The organism is Alkalibacterium putridalgicola (assembly GCF_900109825.1).
GTDB lineage: Bacteria > Bacillota > Bacilli > Lactobacillales > Carnobacteriaceae_A > Alkalibacterium > Alkalibacterium putridalgicola.
On record NZ_FOBL01000008.1, the window covers coordinates 49,220 to 66,704 of the forward strand.

Below are 17,485 nucleotides of genomic sequence, written 5' to 3' on the forward strand. Positions count from 1 at the left end.
ACATCCTTCGACCTTTTTTTCTTACTGCCCTTCCGTATAGTCGATTCTCGTCAGCGGACGAGAATCTTCCTTCTTTAAATACAAAAAAGCCCTGATGACAACAACTTCTCAGTTTTGTCATCAGGGCTTTTCATCCTATTATACTTTTTTAATATCTACCGTATCCGACGAAACGACGTCCCCAGTAATTCGAATTGACTTGAGTATAAGCCACACCCGTGCTTGACTGAGATCCGATGAATTGGCCGTTACCGACGTAGATCCCTACGTGACTCACACGTGAGCCGTTTTCAGAAAAGAATACCAGATCTCCTGGACGCGGATTCGATACCTTCTGTGAAGACGCGTACTGACCGGCTGCGGAGCGTGGCAGACTGACTCCGACTTGCCTAAAGACATAGCTCGTAAAACCTGAGCAGTCAAATGCAGCGGTCGTTGATCCACCATATAAATAAGGGGTTCCTAATACACCGTTGGCATAGGAGCTGATCTGTCCCCAGGTCACGCCACCACTCGATGGAGCTGGTGCTGGAGTCGGTTTCGGATCAGGTTTTGGCTTGCTTGTTTCTTGAACCGGCTGTTCCTCTGTATTTGCTGCACTAGAAGAAGTGGGTTCCTCACTGCTGACTGATGTACTGGCATTGGCTGATTCACTGGAAACTGACTGAGAAACATTGACGGTAGAACTATCAGCCAGTTCGCTTTCATCAGATGAAGAAACGGAGACTTCTGCTTCTGCTTCGGCACGTCTTCTCTCTTCTGCTGCGCGAGCGGCTTGGGCTGCTTCTTCTCTGGCAGCGACCAGCGACACTACTGCTTTTTCAGCTTCGGCTTTTTCAGACAAGAAGCGGTCCCGGTCTGCTTGAGCTGTTGCTCTTTCAGCAGCAAGCTGGGCAACCAGCACTTCTTTTTCCAGACGCTGCTGCTCCAGCTCTTCTGACATGCCTTCCAGTTCAGCGGCTAGGGCATTCTGTTGGACGATCGTTTCTTCAGTGTGATCCTGTTTTTCAATGACTGCCTGCTGGTCTCTCACCTGTGCTTCTACCAGTTTACGGTTCGTGTCGACAAGGTTGGCAACGACATCGATACGTCCCAGGATATCACTTAAGGATTCAGCGTCGATGATGAATTCGATGAAATTAACTGTCTGACCATCTACCTGGATCTTTCTTGCCTGTTTCTCAAGCTGCTCGTTACGTTTTTCAATAACGATTTCGAGCTCAGCAACCTCTTCCTGCAGAGCTTTCATTTCCTTATGGGCTGCTTCCAGTTTTTCTACAACCTCTGTGATTCGTTCTTCGTTTTCTGAAATTTCATTATTTATCGTATTCAATTCGTCTTTTGTAGCTTGAACGTCAACTTGCAAAGAATCGATCGTATCTTCCAAGTTATGTACCTTGTTTTCAGTTTCTTCTATTTTTTTAACATTTTCCTGAATGGCTTCATCGTATTCGTTCGCAAAAACTTCAGGTGTGAGTGCAAGTGAACTCAATAACAACGTACTTGTGAATGCAGATATAATTAATTTCTTGATCAACGGACATTCCCTCCATATTTGGGTGAATTTAGATGGGCAAAAAGTATATATCCCATTAGTACTGAGCATGTTTTTTCTTAACTATGGTTAAGTATAACACTTGCGAATAATAAGCTGGTTTCAATAAGATTACACTTCCATGTCACTTAGACATCTTTCACAAGTCAGAAAGTACCGAATACTTGCAATTTGGCGCTCCAACACCTATACTTTTTAGTGATTACACTTATTATTTTTGTGTATTGAACTGTATTCTAGGAGGAAATAATCATGAGTGACTACCGCGTATTACTGTATTACAAATATGTACACATTGAAGACCCCGAAAGATTCAGAGATGAACATATGAAACTGTGTCAGGACATCGGACTGAAAGGACGCATTCTCGTGTCCGAAGAAGGCTTGAACGGCACCTGTTCCGGTACGATCGAACAGACAGACCGTTACATGGAAGCCGTTCGTTCTGATGAACGCTTCAGTGACATTTATTTTAAAATCGATGAAGCCGATGGCCATGCATTCAAAAAAATGCATGTGCGCTACCGTCCCGAAATCGTTTCATTGAAACTGGGCGAAGAAGACCACGATGCCAGCGAGCTGACCGGTAAATTCTTAGATCCGGTCGAATGGAAAGAAGCACTGGAAGATGAGAACACTATCGTTCTGGATGCCCGTAACGATTATGAATACGATCTGGGACACTTTAGAGGAGCCATTCGCCCTGATATCCGTTCATTCAGAGAACTGCCTGAATGGATCAAAGAGAACAAAGAGAAATTCATGGACAAACGCATCGTCACCTACTGTACCGGCGGGATCCGCTGTGAAAAACTGACGGGCTGGCTGATGAAAGAAGGTTTTGAAGATGTGGGGCAGCTGCATGGCGGTATTCACCACTATGGTACCGACCCTCAGACACAAGGAGAAAAATGGGACGGTAAAATGTATGTCTTTGATGAACGCATCAGCGTAGACATCAATAAAGTAGACAAAAAAGTCATTGCCAGAGACTGGTTTGATGGTGAGCCATGTGAACGTTACGTGAACTGTGCGAATCCTGAATGCAACCGTCAGGTCATTATGTCAGAAGAAAATGAACATAAATATCTGCGAGGCTGTACGCATGACTGTCGTGTACACCCCAACAACCGTTATGTTGAAGAACATCAGTTGAGCTGTGAAGAGGTAGAAAAGCGTCTCGAAGCTATCGGTGAAAGTCTTCCTGAAAAAGTATAGTTTCCATCCCCTCTGCACTGTTACAAGGCAGAGGGACTTTCTATACTGCCTTAACAATTCCGTCACATAACCGAATTAGTTACAGGAATACCCTGCCTTTCGTTTTATTTTTCCTCTGATTTTGCTATAATATACCAAGTCATATCACTATATAAACTAAATAAGGAGCCTATAATGAAACGATCTGAAAATGAAGAACAAAAACAGTCGGAAGAAACCACAGAAACTGAACAGTCATCGCGTTTTGAATCCGTTGTCTATTACTTCGATATCTTTTACCGTGTCGTTAAAGCTTTAGTCATTTTACTCATTATTATTTTGCTCGTTGCCGGCTCTCTCGGAGCAGGAACAGCAGTCGGATATTTTGCCTCTCTTGTTCACGGGTCAGAGATCCCGAAACGTGAGGAAATGGTCAGCCAGATACAAGACTACACACGTAAATCAAGTATGTATTATGCAGATGGTAGTCTGATCAGTGATGTACGCTCAGATTTGCTGCGTACACCAATCCCACTTGACCAGGTTTCAGATCTGCTGATCAATGCTGTTGTCTCAACTGAAGATGAATACTTCTTCGAACATGAAGGCGTGGTGCCCAAAGCGGTGGCCCGTGCTTTAGTTCAGGAACTTTCTGATTCCGGAGCAACAACCGGTGGATCTACTTTAACGCAGCAGCTGATCAAACAGCAGATCCTGTCTCCAGAAGTCACGCATGAGCGTAAGGCAAACGAGATCCTGCTTGCTTATCATCTGGAAAATGAAATAGACAAAGATCAAATACTGGAAGCTTATCTTAACGTTTCCCCTTTTGGGCGTAACAATAAAGGACAGAACATTGCAGGGGTCGAAGAAGCTGCACAAGGCATATTTGGCGTCTCAGCAAGCGACGTATCGCTTCCTCAGGCCGCCTTCATAGCCGGATTGCCACAGCGCCCCATCGTCTTCACTCCTTATACAAATTACGGACAGATAAAGGAAAGCCACGACTTAAGTATTTCACGCCAGCATGAAGTCTTGTTCCGTATGTACCGTGAAGGTCATATCACCCAAGAAGAATATGAAGAAGCTCGCGCCTACGATATCACTCAGGACTTTATCAATCAGGAAAACATGGATTATGACGATAATACCTACGTATATGATATCGCGCTCGAACGCTCTCTGGAAATACTTTCAGAACACTTCATGCAGGCTGAAGAAGTCACGGATGAAATGCTCGAGGAAAATCCTGAATTAGTCGAGGAATACAATGAACGCGCAAAATACGCTCTTGAAAACCAGGGCTACAAGGTCCACACTACTGTCGACAAAGAAATCCATGACACCCTTGAACGTGTTACTGCTGAATACAAAGATCAGCTGGGAGCCCCACGTTACTATACGTATGAAGATGACGAAGGTGAAACACACGAAGTCGAAGTGCCTATCAATACCTCGGGTGCTATGATCGATAACAGAACAGGACGTGTCATCGGATTTATCGGCGGTGCTGATTACACTACAGAACAGTACAACTATGCTTTTAAAAGTAACCGTAGCCCAGGTTCCGTCTTTAAACCTTTAGCTGTTTATGGTCCGGCGCTTGAAAATGATATCATCACACCAGCTACGATTATTCCGGATACCCCTTATGAAGTTCCAACCTGGGACTCAGATGTGGGCGATTATGTCGGTCATCCTATAACCAATGCGACACGCATAACGAATGAATGGATGACAGCTGAAAAAGCAATCACAATATCTCAAAATATACCTGCTGCGAAGATCTTCATGGAGATGAAAGATGACCATGTCTCCGAAAAATATATCCGACGCATGGGAATTTCCGAGGCAATGATTCCAAGCAGCGAGTTTGATAATGCTTCTACTGCTCTTGGGGGTTTAACTGAAGGTATTCCTCCCGTTGACTTAATGAGTGCTTTCTCCACGATAGGAAACAACGGTGTCCATGCAGATGCCTATATCATTGAACGTATCGAGGATAGTAACGGAGAAACAGTGTACGAACACAAACATGAAGAAACCCGTGTCTGGGGAGAGGATTCAAACTATCTTCTCGTCGATATGATGAGAAATATACACGTTCAAGGGACTGCTCGTGGAACCATGGATAACCTTCCTTTTGAAGCAGACTGGATTTCAAAAACCGGTACGACACAGGATCGCAAAGATATCTGGTATGCCGCTAGTACACCCCGCATCACGTTTGGGACGTGGATCGGCTATGGTAATGATAATTTCCGCTTGGGTGACGACTTTGGTATCCATCCAAGCCGCCGTAACCGTAATTTCTGGGCTGAACTGATGAGTGCCGTTTATGAAGTGAATCCTGATATTTTCGGGGTCGGCGAAGAATTCCCTCGTCCGTCCAGCGTGACTGATGAATCAGTTATCCAGGCTACCGGAATGAAGTCCGGAACCGTAGAAACGCCAGGAGGCAGCACTTTTAATTTCTCTGGGCCAACTCATACTGAAGTGTTCAAAAAAGATAATATTCCTGGACCGACTGTCTATGACTTCGCTATCGGAGCTACAGATGAAGAGCTGGCACAATTCTGGGGAGGCAGACGCCCTTCAGAAGAGTCCGAAGATGAAGATGAGTCTGACAATGAAGAATCCGAAGATAACAACGATTCAGAAGAAGAATCGGAACCCGAAGCAGAACAAGATCCACAAAGCGAACCAGAAGAAGAAGCTGATTCCGAACCGGAACCTGAAGAGGAAGAGAATCAGGAACCTGAACCGGAATCGGATGACTCATCTGATGAAGACACTAGTGATTCAGAAGAATCTGAAGAATAAGATATAAGATGTTAAAAGAGACTGGGGGTACCATTCCCCCAGTCTCTTTTTTATATAGATCATTATTTTGGCAGCGTCCTATTATTTTTTAATCCAACTCCTGTGGATATGTTGTAAGCATGATTCCATAACTTGTTAAACTGAGCCTTAATCAAAGTACTGCTAAAGTTTGATTAGTGACCAGTTCCTCAACAATTTTCTCAGGAACTAGTCTCAATAGAACTTTAGCGACCAGTTCCTCACAAATATGCTCATGAAGTTGTCTCAATAACAGTTTGGTTCTCCACTGACATCATCGAGGAACCTGCAGCTGCTCGTATTTTTTTGGGACCTTTACATAGCAAAAGAGGCCGGGTTTCCCCGGCCTCTTCTCATCAACTTTTTACTTCGTTGTTCCTTTTGAACCGATCGTATAAGGTAATGTGATCGTTTTTTCCTCTGTTTCTTCTTTATTCATCAGCTTCGTCAACAGACGCATGGCTACTGCACCGATATCATAAAGCGGCTGTTCCACTGTGGTCAGTCTCGGTCTGGACATCGCAGTCAGCTTGGAGTTGTTCGATGTGATGATTTCAAAGTCCTCAGGTACGCTTACGCCACGATCAAGTGCCGCATTCAAAACACCTAAAGCTAATTCGTCATCTGCAACTACGGCTGCTGTTGCACCAGCTTTATTCAGCTGTTCGTAAACGGCTTCCCCTACTTTATATGTGTATTCAGACTGTAAGACCAAGTCTTCTTCATAAGGTAATGACGCTTTTTCCAAAGCCTTCTTGTAACCATTCAGTCGATAGATACCATTGATCGGTTCTTCGTGACTTTCAGAAATGAACGCTACTTTTTTATGTCCATTATCGACCAGCATCATTGTGGCATCTTCTGTGGCTTGTTCGTAATCGATGTTGACGCTGCCTACCTGTTCGTCCGGATCCACTGTACCCGCTAACACGACAGGTGTGCGGGAGCGTGAAAATTCAGCACGCAGTTCATCAGTGATCTTGTTACCCATGAAGATAACACCATCTACCTGTTTCGCCAGCAGTGTATTCAACACCTGAACTTCTTTTTCTTCATTCTTATCTGAGTTTGCCAAGATGATATTATATTTGTACATCGTTGCAATATCATCGATTCCGCGAGCAAGGGATGAGAAATAAAGATTCGTAACATCAGGGATGATGACCCCTACTGTTGTGGTCTTTTTACTTGCCAGTCCACGGGCCACTGCGTTTGGACGATAATCCAAACGGTCGATGACCTCTAGTACCTTCTTTCTGGTTGTTGGTTTAACGTTCGGGTTGCCATTGACCACACGCGAGACAGTCGCCATAGAGACGCCGGCTTCACGGGCAACATCGTAAATTGTTATTGTTTGTTTATCCATGATATAACTCCTTCTAAAGAGATTTGATTTTTTTGTGAGCGCATTCTTCTTAATATAGGATAACAGAGTCCGCTTACAATTTCAATTATAAGATGTAATTTTCATGAAATTTTCTAACTATTTTTCAGAAAAGGCTTTCTTCAGCTATACTATGGCCTTTTTTTCTGATAAACTTAATCTAAATCACAGAAAAGAAGGGTTACTCATGACATTGATAAAGAAGCTTCAACAGACGATGCGCGATAAAAAGTTAGACATGCTTTATTTTGATGAACCATTGACCGTTGCCTATTTAACTGGTTTTGAAAGCGAGCCGCACGAACGTGTAGTGGCTGTGCTGGTGTTCTCCGACAAAGTCTGGATGATCGTACCGGAACTTGAAAAACAGTCGGCCAAAGCAGCTGCCACATGCGACCGGATACTCTCCTACAAAGATGAAGTATCCCCCTGGTCTCTCCTGAAAGATGCTTTAAAAGGCGAAACAAATAAGACCAGGCACGTCGGAGTTGACGAAGAGTCGCTCGTAGTCTCGCGTTATCATGAGTTAAAAGACGTATTCTCAACCGCCTCATTCGTAAATAGTACGTCGCTCATTCAGAATCTGCGAGTGATCAAACAATCATATGAAATCGACATCATGAAAGAAGCCGGACAACTGGCGGACAAAGCACTGGAAATCGGCATGTCTTCACTTAAAAATGGTATCACCGAAGCAGAAGTCGTTGCCTTGATCGAATATGAGATTAAAAAATATGGGGTCGAAAAGATGAGTTTCCCGACCATGGTTTTATTCGGTGATCACGCTGCGAGTCCGCACGGCAACCCAGGAAGTCGCAAGCTCCAGCCAAATGAGTGGGTCCTTTTTGATTTAGGGGTCGTTTACAAGGGCTACACAAGCGATATGACCCGGACAGTCGTTTACGGCCAAGCGGATAAAAAGACACAAGAGATATACAACGTCGTTAAAGATGCTCAGGAGAACGCACAAAACTTTATTAAGCCCGGCGTACGTGCCGGTGATATCGATAAGGCAGCCCGCCAGCATATCGAAGATGCCGGTTATGGTGAGTACTTTTCTCATCGACTGGGACACGGTTTAGGAAAATCTGTTCACGAATATCCTAATATCGCACCCGGAGTTGCACTTGAGATCGAAGAAAATATGTGCTTCTCGATAGAACCCGGTATTTACATCGAGGATTACTACGGTGTCCGTATTGAAGACTGTGTCTATGTCACAGAGTCGGGGGCCTTGCCGCTCACTCATACACCAAAAGAAATGATCGAACTTCCTATAAAAGAATAATAAAAAGTCCTGCCCAAAGACGTCTAAGTCTTCCTGAGGCAGGATTTTTTTACTGTTTTTCAATAAAAATAAAATCTTCTTTTTCGAGTTGTCTTTTTTCCGAATCTGACATAACAGTCAGTGTCCCATCTGATTCCAGGATAATGGCTGAGATCCCTTCAAAAGACACATACCCTGACTTTCTTATCGCCTGCTTCAATTCATTTCTGTCGACCCGTTCTTTTCTCATCGCTTGTTCCTGGAAGGTGTCATTATAATAGAGTAATGCAGGATCCGACTTTAACAAAGATCCCACCGATTTATATCGGACAGACAACCAGGTCGCCACATGCTGAAGGGTGACCAGCATGGCAAAGGTCAATATACCGCTCCAGAAAGAGGCTTTATAGTTGACAATGGTCGTTGCAAGTACCGATCCTAAAGCAACGGTCACAATGAAATCAAAAGCATTCATCTTGGACAACGTTCTTTTCCCTGAGGAGCGTAAAATCAGGACAATAGAAATGAAACTTACCACACTGATTGCTATGAGTTTTACGGCTTCAATCAAACTGATCGTCATCTGAATCCTTCTTTCTTTTTTTACTTTTTTTATCCAAATCTTGTAATGTATCCAAATTATTCTCTTTACTTTTTTCTTTCGGGAGTACAGAAATGGTTCCGTCTGTTTCCAAAATCACAGCTCCCACTTCTTCGATCCTTCCGATGCCCTGTTCACGCATGGCTTGCAGCACTTCCGATCTGGGGATACGTTCCTTCTTTAGGATCGCTTCATAATACGTCCCTTCATAGAAAAGCAGTGTCGGATTGGCCTTCAACAACGTATCAAAGAAGGTATACCTGGAAGAAAGCAGGCTGGAGAAAAACTGGAACAATAGCAGCAGAAAAATGACATACAGCCCCTGGAAGAGATTTTCCTTATAGTTGATCAGCATATTCCCGAATACAGCACCAACCGAGACCGTGATGATAAAATCAAAAGCATTCATCTTCAAAAGTGTCCGTTTGCCTGATAGCCTGAGCAAAAACAGCACGATGACATAGCTGAAAAAGGCAATCAGGAAGAGTTCACTCATTTGTCTGATATCCAATCTTCCCTTCCCCCTCTTCAGGCTATTTTGTGTATGAAAAAGGATGCGATGTTAACCGCATCCTTCCCCTCACTTTTTGTCTTTCCTTTACTTGTTGTCAGGATTGAAATAAGTGGCATCTGTTTTGTCGTCTTCTGTATCCAACTGGGATTCGGCACTTACTGCACGAGACGTTGTTTCTGGAACCGTCGGATCATTTTTTTTAGACTCTTCCTTATTCATTTTTCCTTTGACTTTTTCAGCTGTTTCTCTTGCTTCTTTTTTGATTTTATCCAGATTCTCTCCGGCTTTCTCCATATTTTCTTCAGCTTGACCACTTAACTGTTCATAACTTGCAGAAGCATCTTTCTTATAGTCTTCCGTTTTTTTGCTGACAGAATCTTTCAATTCCATGCCTTTATCTTTTGCTTTGTTCACGTAATCTTTAGCCTGATCCTTTGTTTTGACAGTACGGTCCTTGATGTCGCCACGTACCTCTTTACCTGATTTTGGAGCAAGAAGTAGTGCAGTCAAACCGGCAACTGCAGCACCAACAAATGTCCCGAGAACAAAACCTTTTACTTCGTATACTTTACCTAATTTATGGATCAACATAATTTAACATCTCTCCTTTTTTATTTATCGATGGATAGCTGACTTATTATTTTCTTCTATCTCTGCTCATGGTCGAACCTACTTTTTTTGCAATACCTATGGATGCACCTCTCTTGGAAACACTCGCTAAGTGAGAACTTAAGTTGCGAGTCGAATGGTTCAGACTGGAAACGGACTCGCCTAAATCTCCCACAGCTTTGAATAAAGGATCGGTCAGTCCGAGTTTACCATTCACATCATCCAGTGTGACATTCGACTTATTAAGTAATCCTTCAACCTCGATCAGAAGAAGATCGGCATCTTTGGTTATGGTGCTTAAACTTTTATTCGCTTCCTCTACTGTTGTATTCAGTTCGGAAACCATTTTTGCCACTTTGAACAGCACGTAAACCAGACCTAAAACGAGTACTGCAAAAGCTATTGCTGCAATTAATGCTGCTATTTCTCCACCTGTCATATTTATCCCTCTTTCTTATATTCTGTATGAATTAAGGTTACCACTTAAGTTGATTTAAATGCAACTGAGATGATTTGAATCTATGATTAAATTGTATCTTTTTAAAATCATGTTAAAATGATAAGTGACTATATTATTTAATCAGAAGATCGTAAAGGAGCTATTATGGATCAGACGCCAGAACCTCTAGAAAATGTTGATGAACAAATAAATGTATTTATGAAAAAGTGGAATGCCATTGAATGGCAGGAAATTGCCTGGTCAGTTATTATTGTACTTCTACAAATCATTTTAGCCGTTATTATATTCTTCATATTAAGACGTATCGGCCGCTATGCGATCGAAAAAGTCTTTAACCGATACATCAGGGAAAAGCATACGGTACCCAACCGACTGAACACCCTTCATAAATTAAGTAAAAATATTTTCAATGCCGTCCTCTACTTCTTCCTGATCTATGTGATCCTGGAACTGATCGGTATTCCTGTCGGGACACTGCTTGCCAGTGCCGGTGTGATCGGTTTAGCTTTGTCTTTAGGTGCTCAGGGCTTTGTTGCTGATATCGTGAATGGTTTTATGATCCTGCTTGAAAAACAGATCGATGTTGGCGATGTTGTTGAGATAAGCGGGATCACAGGGACTGTGGAAGATGTAAATCTGAAAACGACACAGGTCAAAGATTTTGACGGGACACTGCATTTTATCCCCAACCGTGAAATCACGATCATAAGCAACCGTTCCCGTGCGGACATGCGTGTTCTTATCCAGATAAGACTGTATCCGTCTACTGATCTGGAAACAGTGAGGAAAGTTCTGGAACAGGTGAATAGTGACGCCATTCCTGAATATGATGAGATCACGCTTGCCCCAACTGAAATTTCTTTTGTACCTGTGGGACCGGGACAATTGGCTGTTCAAGTCATTATGTATACGAAATCCGGTACACAATACGGCATGCGCAATGTTTTTTATGAGAAGTATGTGGATGCGTTGACAAAGGATGGCATCGCTCTTCCCAACGTCACACTAGAATTACCGAACGGATAAATCATGTTGATCTGCACAAATACGAAAAAACCACTTCAATCAGCTCAGTCATTCGTAAGCCGATTGAAGTGGTTTTTTATTGCCTACTGGGCAATCGTTTCTTTATCCTTAATGATATATTTTTTTTCGAATTCATGGGCGATACGATTCGTCCCTTTAAGTATTTCGCTGCGTGTGATGATTCCTTTAAAATATCCGTCACTATCAACAACTGTGATAAAGGCATAATCGACCAGCATATGAAGAACATCTTCCAGTTCAAATTCTTCTAATACATAGGGATAATCCCTATCCATGACTTCGCCGACCTCGATTTCCCCTAATTTTTCAAAATGGACATCCTGTATGTCCATAATCGTCTGCATGATCGTCGGCATTGAGATGAGTCCACGCATTCTTGACTGATCATCCAAGACAGGTACCACAGCATACTTGTCGGTCGTCAGTAAAAGCAGGGCATGATCGAGCCTGTTCTTGACACCAACGACTGCCACCTGTTCTGCCGGTTTGACTAATGTTTTCTCACTCTCGATCAGCAGTCTCTTTATCTTTTCACCTATCATTTCTTCACTCCTTGTACCCATTATACTCACTTATATTGTACCTTTTTTTCTTTTGAATTCCAAAATAAAACCATCATTTCAGAGAAGATTCTTAGATGACTTTTGAACATTCTTATCAGGTCTACTCTTTATAGTGGTTAAGACCTTTAAATAAATGAGAATTCAATGAGGATACCTGGCTATTGATCAGTGAATGATACAGTGGTATTCAGATCGAGCAGAATATTGTGATCCTGATCATAATAGTTGAGTTCAGCTGATGAAAGGTCATCAGCGATATGCATCACTAAATAGGTCCCTTTATCTCTGTTTCTGGGCTGCGCAATGCTGCCGGGATTAATAAAGGTAATGCCATCTTCTGTTTCGACTTTTGGGATATGGGTATGACCGTAAAAAACCACTTTAACATCTGCTGCTTTGGCTTCTGCTGTCACTCTATCGTATGAACGCTTCACGCTGTGCTTATGACCATGGACGAGCAGATAACGAAATCCGTTGATATATTCTGTACGGCTCAATTGGAATTTATTCGTGATGTCCATATTGCCGAGAACCGTCTTATATGTCTGCCAGAGTGGATGGTCTTCCATCAATTCTGAATCCCCGCAGTGCACCCATTCATCGGTATCTTCCTGATGGATCATATAAATCTCTTCCATGAAATACGTATTGCCGTGATTGTCACTGACCACTACTATTTTCATTCTGCATCTCCCTTTCCACTAGTTATTCAGCCAGTCATCCAAATGGTGTTCCAGCTTCTTCAACGCATCTGCCCGATGGCTGATCTGATTTTTTTCAACCTGGGAGCATTCCGCCAGCGTCTTTCCTTTTTCAGGCAAATAAAACAGCGGATCATAACCGAATCCATTCTCTCCGCGAGGGACGCCGGCGATCTCACCGTCCAGTCTTCCTTCAATGACTAAGGATTCTTTTCCGGGATGTGCCAGAGCAAGCGAACAGTGAAAGTGTGCCTGTCTCTCATTTTCATTTTTATCGGCAAGTGCATTCAATAGCTTGGCATTGTTTTTGGCATCATTTTTTTCTTCGCCGGCATAGCGTGCAGAATAAACGCCCGGTTGACCATACAGAGCATCCACGACTAATCCTGAATCATCTGCCAGAACCAGGGTGTCCAGTTTTTCTGCAATCGTTTCTGCCTTCAGCAGCGCATTCTCGTTAAAGGTCGTCCCTGTTTCCTCCACATCCTCAATATCCGGAAAATCCAGCAGGGTTACGATCCTGTAACCTTTTTTATTAAATAGTGCTTCAAATTCTTTCGCTTTTCCTTTATTCTTTGTCGCTATAAGAATCGTTTTACGTTCATCCATTCGATCATTTCAACCTTTCCAGTGAAATACTTTTTATATCGAGCTGATCCGTTTCCAGCCAGTTTTCTACAATGGTCCTGAATCTGGCTTCCGATCCTGTTGTAAAGATCTGTATCGTTCCTTTACTATCAGTTGCCGTTTCGAGTCCTTTTTTTTCTAAACCTTTAGCCACTTCATAAGAGGTCAATGCGCCGGAATCAACTAAGGTCACATCCTGGCCTAAAACCTCCTGAATAAAAGGGGCAAGCAGCGGGAAATGTGTACATCCCAAAATGACTGTATCCATTTTGGGAGTTTTGAAACCAGCGAGTTTTTCTTCGACCAGCGTCCTTGCTTCTGCAGATTCATAGGCATTTGCTTCTACGATATCCACGAACTCGGGGCAAGCCAGGCTTTTAACCTCTATCTCTCCATCCTTTTCTAAAAGAGACTGTTCATAGAACCCAGATTCGACTGTACTAACTGTAGCTAGTACACCTATTTGCTTGGAGTCTGATGTGGAAACGGCCGCTCTACTTCCTGGCCCAACCACCCCTATGACAGGGATATCTACCTTACTTCTCACTATTTCCAGAGCATGAGCAGTGGCCGTATTGCAGGCGATAACGATCATCTTGACATTCTGATCCAGCAGGAACTGGACCAGCTCCAGCGTAAAGGTTATGATTTCTTCTTTTGTACGATTTCCATACGGGCACCTTTTGGTATCTCCGATATAAACAAACGACTCATTCGGCAGACGGTCTTTCACAGCTTTCAGTACTGTCAGACCACCTACACCTGAGTCGAGTAATCCTATTGGTCTATTCAACATATCTATACAACCTTATCTCAGTTACTTTCTTGTATTTGAATTTATTGTTCTCAATCATGCTAAAATTAACATCTTACTATAGAAACCTCGTTAAAAAAAAGGTAAAATGAATAAGTATGATTTTTGTCTCCTCTTCCATTATAAAGAATCTACTGGAAAAGTGAAAGACAAAACGCGCATACATTAGAGACGAAAAGCGAGAGGTGAATCTATGCACGCTGAAAATCAACACACATCCCACTTGGACAGTATCAGTCTCTTAAGAGATGCTCTTTTACCCAACTTACTTAAAGAAGATGAAGCAGATATACTGTACTGGGCCGGAAAGGAACTGGCTCGTTCTCATACCTTTTCATCCCTGGAAGATCTCATTCAACAGACCGGCACCGTTTTTGCAGGTGAATTGATGCAGACAAAATCGACCAAAAAAACCCTGCACTATGACATGACGGGTCCACTGGTCACACATCGTCTGTCTCATACGACCGATCCCACTTTTTCGCTGGAGGCCGGCTTTCTTGCAGAAGGTTATCAGACGGTGACCGGTGACTACACAGAAGCAACCTACGCCGTCTATCCCAAAAAATCCCTGGTCACTTTTTTACTGCAGTCTGATAGTAAAGTATCTTTGAATGACTAGAATGAAACCCATGCACTGATCACTGCCTTTGCCGCAGCTATTCAGAGCATGGGTTTTCCTGTTCAATCAATATCTTTCAGCATGTCCCTGACACCATACTGGGCACTTTTAGCTACCATTTCTACACTGCTGTTGCCAAACTGTATCCCGGATGCCAGCTGACCGTATACTCTCAGCCCTGAAACTCTTCCGCCTTTTTGATTGACTGCACACATCGACGGATAGTCGATCAATGCTCCGCCATAACGGTAAGGCATCAGTATTTCAGCTTCCAGCATCTGTCTGACTACAGGCTGCTGGAGATGAATATTTCTGGTCAGATCCTTCTGCTGTCCTGTGCCGTTCACTATATGCTCGTAGGACTGGACTTTATGATCATTGAACACCACTTTGAACCGTTCGTTCTCTTTCTTGATCGAACGGATATCCCTTAGCAGCTTTACTTTCCCTTCTGTGATGTCATTTATTAAAAGTCTGGCTGTTTTCTGAGGGATGGGCGCTTTGAAGAATGACCATTTTCGTCCAAACTCTTTCAGGAACACATCTTTTTCCTCATCTGGAAGTGCGTTCCACAGCAGGGCATAACAGTCTCTCAACTTGCGGATAAGTGCCTGGAACTTACCTAATGCTTCTTTATGCTGCAAGTCTTTCTGCATGCCTTCGATTGTTCCTTCACCCAGATTCTGCCAGACCCAGGAAAGATCGATACCATGGTCGTCTGTTTCTTTTTGGAACCATTCTTTGATACGTTCAAGGGATACTGAGTCTTTGTCTTTTTCTACCAGATGCTGAATGCTTTCCCGGCAGATATAATGAGTGTGTATGTCGGGTTCATGTCCTCTCACAGATGAAAACCGGCCTTCCAGTGAGAGAAAAGTCAGTTCTGCTTTAGGATGCGTCTTTTTCATATATAAATACGTATCGATGGCAGTCAGTCCGGTCCCGAGGATCCCGATCGATGGTGTCTCGTTCTCGAAAGACAGCTTTTTCATTGCCGGATAGGGGTTATAAATAAAATTCGTTTCTCCTTTTAAGTCGTAAGGATCCTGATAAGCCAGATGACCGATACAAAGGTGCGCACTGTCCACCTGTTTTTCTGTTCTGTCAGTCGTGATAGTGAACTGACCGTTTTCAAGGATTTTTACAGCCTGAACTTTTTCACGCACGACAGCCACCTTGAGCTTTTCGATCAGCTTCAGCGTCTCTTCATATAAGTACTCTCCAAATAAGCTTCGCGGCAAATGTGTATTTTTCAAGTCATTCAAGCTTCTCTTGTTTTTCACCCATTCAATGAACTCCTCCTGATTTTCAAGGTCGATACTCATCGTTTCAGTATACTGATTGATCAGCAAGGCATCATCGTCCGGCTGATAAGGAAATCCTGTCCCAAAGCCTTCGCTTTCGGAGAAGACTGTGACAGACAGCTGCTCTTTCATTTCCTGTGTGGTTTGTTTATCGACCTCTTTTAAAATACTGATGCCGGCTACCCCTAAACCAATAATCCCTATGTGCATGCGTCACTCCTCCAGATCGTCATTTGTCCTTATAATCATACCAGAATTTATATGTAAATTAAAAAGATGCTAACAGTTTTCGTTTACTTCTCATCCACTTGGTTGAAATTTTCTATTGTCAAAAAAGATGAAAATCTCCAGGCACGTTTTTTTCCGGCTAAATAAAAAAAGTGATTGATCTTCGTTAAAAGAAAAATCACTTGTGATTTATAAATTTACATTTAAAGAAACTCTATTCAATGTGTATACTTCGTCCTCGCATACTTCGACAAACCTGACTTCTCTTGCATCCCACGACATCAAATCATTAAACGTGTAATTGTTTTTTCTCAAAACGACATCCAGAGGACAATCGATTTCATCATCTGCGTTATGCAGAACATCCCGGTTTTCGACTTCCAGTTCCACAGTCTTGTCTTTACATTCAATCAAATATCTGTACTGAATCGCTGGTGTCAATACAGACTGGTTTTCTTCACTATGAGACATTACATCACTCTCCAGGCAAGTTAAGAATAGGCGGACGATTCGATATATACTGTCGGATTTATAACACGCTGAACATCAAAAGTGTTTGAATCCCGTAATTATTAACATCATTTTATATCACGTAAACGTAAATGTATAGTCCCTTTCCAGTTATTACTAGTTATATATGACGGAAAGTCATAGAATAGACACAATATAATTGTAAGGATAATCAACTTACTAACTTGATTTAAAGCAAAAAAAGAGAGCAAAGTGTTTGAACTTTGCTCCCAATCAACTGTTGTTTACTGATGCTGTTCTAACTTAGAAAGGATCTGTTCTTTGCTGTGGTAACCGATCAGCTTGTCTACGACTTCGCCATCTTTAGTTACGAGCAATGTTGGGATGCTCATGATTCCGAATTTGCTTGGTGTAGCCTGGTTTGCATCGACATCCATCTTGAAGTAGTTGACACTTCCGTCAGACTCTTCATTTAATTCGTCGATAACAGGTGACTGCATGCGACAAGGTCCGCACCATGCTGCCCAGAAGTCTGTTAATGCTAAGCCTGATCCAGTTTCTTGATCGAAGTTTTTATCTGTTAATTCTCTAACCATTATAAATTCCTCCTATATATTGACTTACTTATTAAAAGTAAGTTGCTCATTCCATTTATTAGTATAGCAAATTCTTATATTATT

General features: G+C 42.6%; 17 protein-coding genes and 1 pseudogene. 5 read left to right on the forward strand and 13 right to left on the reverse strand.

Going from position 1 to position 17,485, the window contains the following annotated elements; genetic code table 11:
- Positions 1 to 148 precede the first annotated feature (148 nt).
- Positions 149 to 1,537 (reverse strand): C40 family peptidase, encoded by a 1,389-nt coding sequence (locus BMX84_RS03975; protein ID WP_177165457.1) that lies wholly within the window; start codon positions 1,535 to 1,537, stop codon positions 149 to 151.
- A gap of 270 nt (positions 1,538 to 1,807) precedes the next feature.
- On the opposite strand from BMX84_RS03975, the gene trhO reads away from it, so the two are divergent.
- Together trhO and BMX84_RS03985 are read left to right on the forward strand one after the other, a co-directional pair.
- Positions 1,808 to 2,773, forward strand: coding sequence for an oxygen-dependent tRNA uridine(34) hydroxylase TrhO (gene trhO / locus BMX84_RS03980; protein WP_091487423.1), 966 nt, complete (start codon positions 1,808 to 1,810; stop codon positions 2,771 to 2,773).
- A 174-nt stretch (positions 2,774 to 2,947) separates the two neighbouring features.
- On the forward strand, positions 2,948 to 5,575 hold the full coding sequence (locus BMX84_RS03985; protein WP_091487425.1) for a transglycosylase domain-containing protein: 2,628 nt from the start codon (positions 2,948 to 2,950) through the stop codon (positions 5,573 to 5,575).
- Between the two features lie 382 nt (positions 5,576 to 5,957).
- On the opposite strand, the gene ccpA is transcribed toward BMX84_RS03985, so the two are convergent.
- A complete protein-coding gene (gene ccpA / locus BMX84_RS03990) occupies positions 5,958 to 6,959 on the reverse strand; it encodes a catabolite control protein A (protein WP_091487426.1) in 1,002 nt (333 codons plus the stop codon).
- Between the two features lie 205 nt (positions 6,960 to 7,164).
- Here ccpA and BMX84_RS03995 point away from each other — a divergent pair, with 205 nt between their 5' ends.
- The gene (locus tag BMX84_RS03995; protein ID WP_091487479.1) at positions 7,165 to 8,265 is read left to right on the forward strand and encodes a M24 family metallopeptidase; all 1,101 of its coding nucleotides are present in this window, start codon (positions 7,165 to 7,167) and stop codon (positions 8,263 to 8,265) included.
- Positions 8,266 to 8,314: 49 nt separating this feature from the next.
- Here the strand turns inward: BMX84_RS03995 and BMX84_RS04000 are convergent, their stop codons facing one another.
- The 4 genes from BMX84_RS04000 to BMX84_RS04015 all read right to left on the reverse strand — a co-directional run bounded on the left by BMX84_RS04000 (position 8,315) and on the right by BMX84_RS04015 (position 10,407).
- Positions 8,315 to 8,827, reverse strand: a complete 513-nt coding sequence (locus tag BMX84_RS04000; protein WP_091487428.1) for a DUF421 domain-containing protein — start codon at positions 8,825 to 8,827, stop codon at positions 8,315 to 8,317.
- Positions 8,808 to 9,356, reverse strand: a complete 549-nt coding sequence (locus BMX84_RS04005) for a DUF421 domain-containing protein (protein WP_091487429.1) — start codon at positions 9,354 to 9,356, stop codon at positions 8,808 to 8,810. The genes BMX84_RS04000 and BMX84_RS04005 overlap by 20 nt, the downstream gene beginning before the upstream one ends.
- Positions 9,357 to 9,443: 87 nt before the next feature.
- Positions 9,444 to 9,950 (reverse strand): YtxH domain-containing protein, encoded by a 507-nt coding sequence (locus tag BMX84_RS04010; protein WP_091487431.1) that lies wholly within the window; start codon positions 9,948 to 9,950, stop codon positions 9,444 to 9,446.
- 46 nt (positions 9,951 to 9,996) lie between these two features.
- On the reverse strand, positions 9,997 to 10,407 hold the full coding sequence (locus tag BMX84_RS04015; protein WP_091487433.1) for a DUF948 domain-containing protein: 411 nt from the start codon (positions 10,405 to 10,407) through the stop codon (positions 9,997 to 9,999).
- 165 nt (positions 10,408 to 10,572) lie between these two features.
- Here BMX84_RS04015 and BMX84_RS04020 point away from each other — a divergent pair, with 165 nt between their 5' ends.
- Positions 10,573 to 11,454, forward strand: a complete 882-nt coding sequence (locus BMX84_RS04020; protein ID WP_091487434.1) for a mechanosensitive ion channel family protein — start codon at positions 10,573 to 10,575, stop codon at positions 11,452 to 11,454.
- An 83-nt stretch (positions 11,455 to 11,537) separates the two neighbouring features.
- On the opposite strand, the gene cbpB is transcribed toward BMX84_RS04020, so the two are convergent.
- The 4 genes and pseudogenes from cbpB to racE form a co-directional block, all read right to left on the reverse strand.
- Positions 11,538 to 12,017: a cyclic-di-AMP-binding protein CbpB gene (gene cbpB, locus BMX84_RS04025; protein WP_091487435.1), complete on the reverse strand. Its 480-nt coding sequence runs from the start codon at positions 12,015 to 12,017 to the stop codon at positions 11,538 to 11,540.
- Between the two features lie 179 nt (positions 12,018 to 12,196).
- On the reverse strand, positions 12,197 to 12,721 hold the full coding sequence (locus BMX84_RS04030; RefSeq protein WP_091487436.1) for a metallophosphoesterase family protein: 525 nt from the start codon (positions 12,719 to 12,721) through the stop codon (positions 12,197 to 12,199).
- Positions 12,722 to 12,739: 18 nt separating this feature from the next.
- A pseudogene (locus BMX84_RS04035) lies at positions 12,740 to 13,342 on the reverse strand (XTP/dITP diphosphatase); the annotation flags it as partial.
- Positions 13,343 to 13,352: 10 nt separating this feature from the next.
- Entirely contained in the window at positions 13,353 to 14,162 is an 810-nt protein-coding gene (racE, locus tag BMX84_RS04040; protein WP_091487438.1) for a glutamate racemase, read from the reverse strand.
- Positions 14,163 to 14,373: 211 nt separating this feature from the next.
- Here racE and BMX84_RS04045 point away from each other — a divergent pair, with 211 nt between their 5' ends.
- Positions 14,374 to 14,802 carry a DUF2507 domain-containing protein gene (locus tag BMX84_RS04045; RefSeq protein ID WP_091487439.1) on the forward strand — a complete coding sequence of 143 codons (429 nt, stop codon included), beginning with the start codon at positions 14,374 to 14,376 and terminating at the stop codon, positions 14,800 to 14,802.
- Positions 14,803 to 14,864: 62 nt separating this feature from the next.
- Here the strand turns inward: BMX84_RS04045 and BMX84_RS04050 are convergent, their stop codons facing one another.
- From BMX84_RS04050 to trxA, 3 genes are all read right to left on the reverse strand, one after another.
- Positions 14,865 to 16,316, reverse strand: coding sequence for an FAD/NAD(P)-binding protein (locus BMX84_RS04050; protein WP_091487440.1), 1,452 nt, complete (start codon positions 16,314 to 16,316; stop codon positions 14,865 to 14,867).
- Between the two features lie 207 nt (positions 16,317 to 16,523).
- Complete coding sequence (locus tag BMX84_RS04055) at positions 16,524 to 16,805, reverse strand: hypothetical protein (protein WP_091487446.1); 282 nt, start codon at positions 16,803 to 16,805, stop codon at positions 16,524 to 16,526.
- A 284-nt stretch (positions 16,806 to 17,089) separates the two neighbouring features.
- On the reverse strand, positions 17,090 to 17,401 hold the full coding sequence (gene trxA / locus BMX84_RS04060; RefSeq protein WP_091487448.1) for a thioredoxin: 312 nt from the start codon (positions 17,399 to 17,401) through the stop codon (positions 17,090 to 17,092).
- Between the last annotated feature and the right edge of the window lie 84 nt (positions 17,402 to 17,485).

What these genes read in the sequence shown, in the direction of transcription:
- BMX84_RS04015 (WP_091487433.1), bottom strand. Translation starts at nt 10,407, where the DNA reads ATGACAGGTGGAGAAATAGCAGCATTAATTGCAGCAATAGCTTTTGCA.
- BMX84_RS04050 (WP_091487440.1), bottom strand. Translation starts at nt 16,316, where the DNA reads ATGCACATAGGGATTATTGGTTTAGGGGTAGCCGGCATCAGTATTTTA.
- BMX84_RS04055 (WP_091487446.1), bottom strand. Translation starts at nt 16,805, where the DNA reads ATGTCTCATAGTGAAGAAAACCAGTCTGTATTGACACCAGCGATTCAG.
- BMX84_RS03995 (WP_091487479.1), top strand. Translation starts at nt 7,165, where the DNA reads ATGACATTGATAAAGAAGCTTCAACAGACGATGCGCGATAAAAAGTTA.
- racE (WP_091487438.1), bottom strand. Translation starts at nt 14,162, where the DNA reads ATGTTGAATAGACCAATAGGATTACTCGACTCAGGTGTAGGTGGTCTG.
- BMX84_RS03985 (WP_091487425.1), top strand. Translation starts at nt 2,948, where the DNA reads ATGAAACGATCTGAAAATGAAGAACAAAAACAGTCGGAAGAAACCACA.
- cbpB (WP_091487435.1), bottom strand. Translation starts at nt 12,017, where the DNA reads ATGATAGGTGAAAAGATAAAGAGACTGCTGATCGAGAGTGAGAAAACA.
- BMX84_RS04000 (WP_091487428.1), bottom strand. Translation starts at nt 8,827, where the DNA reads ATGACGATCAGTTTGATTGAAGCCGTAAAACTCATAGCAATCAGTGTG.
- trhO (WP_091487423.1), top strand. Translation starts at nt 1,808, where the DNA reads ATGAGTGACTACCGCGTATTACTGTATTACAAATATGTACACATTGAA.
- BMX84_RS04010 (WP_091487431.1), bottom strand. Translation starts at nt 9,950, where the DNA reads ATGTTGATCCATAAATTAGGTAAAGTATACGAAGTAAAAGGTTTTGTT.
- ccpA (WP_091487426.1), bottom strand. Translation starts at nt 6,959, where the DNA reads ATGGATAAACAAACAATAACAATTTACGATGTTGCCCGTGAAGCCGGC.
- BMX84_RS04030 (WP_091487436.1), bottom strand. Translation starts at nt 12,721, where the DNA reads ATGAAAATAGTAGTGGTCAGTGACAATCACGGCAATACGTATTTCATG.
- BMX84_RS04045 (WP_091487439.1), top strand. Translation starts at nt 14,374, where the DNA reads ATGCACGCTGAAAATCAACACACATCCCACTTGGACAGTATCAGTCTC.
- trxA (WP_091487448.1), bottom strand. Translation starts at nt 17,401, where the DNA reads ATGGTTAGAGAATTAACAGATAAAAACTTCGATCAAGAAACTGGATCA.
- BMX84_RS04020 (WP_091487434.1), top strand. Translation starts at nt 10,573, where the DNA reads ATGGATCAGACGCCAGAACCTCTAGAAAATGTTGATGAACAAATAAAT.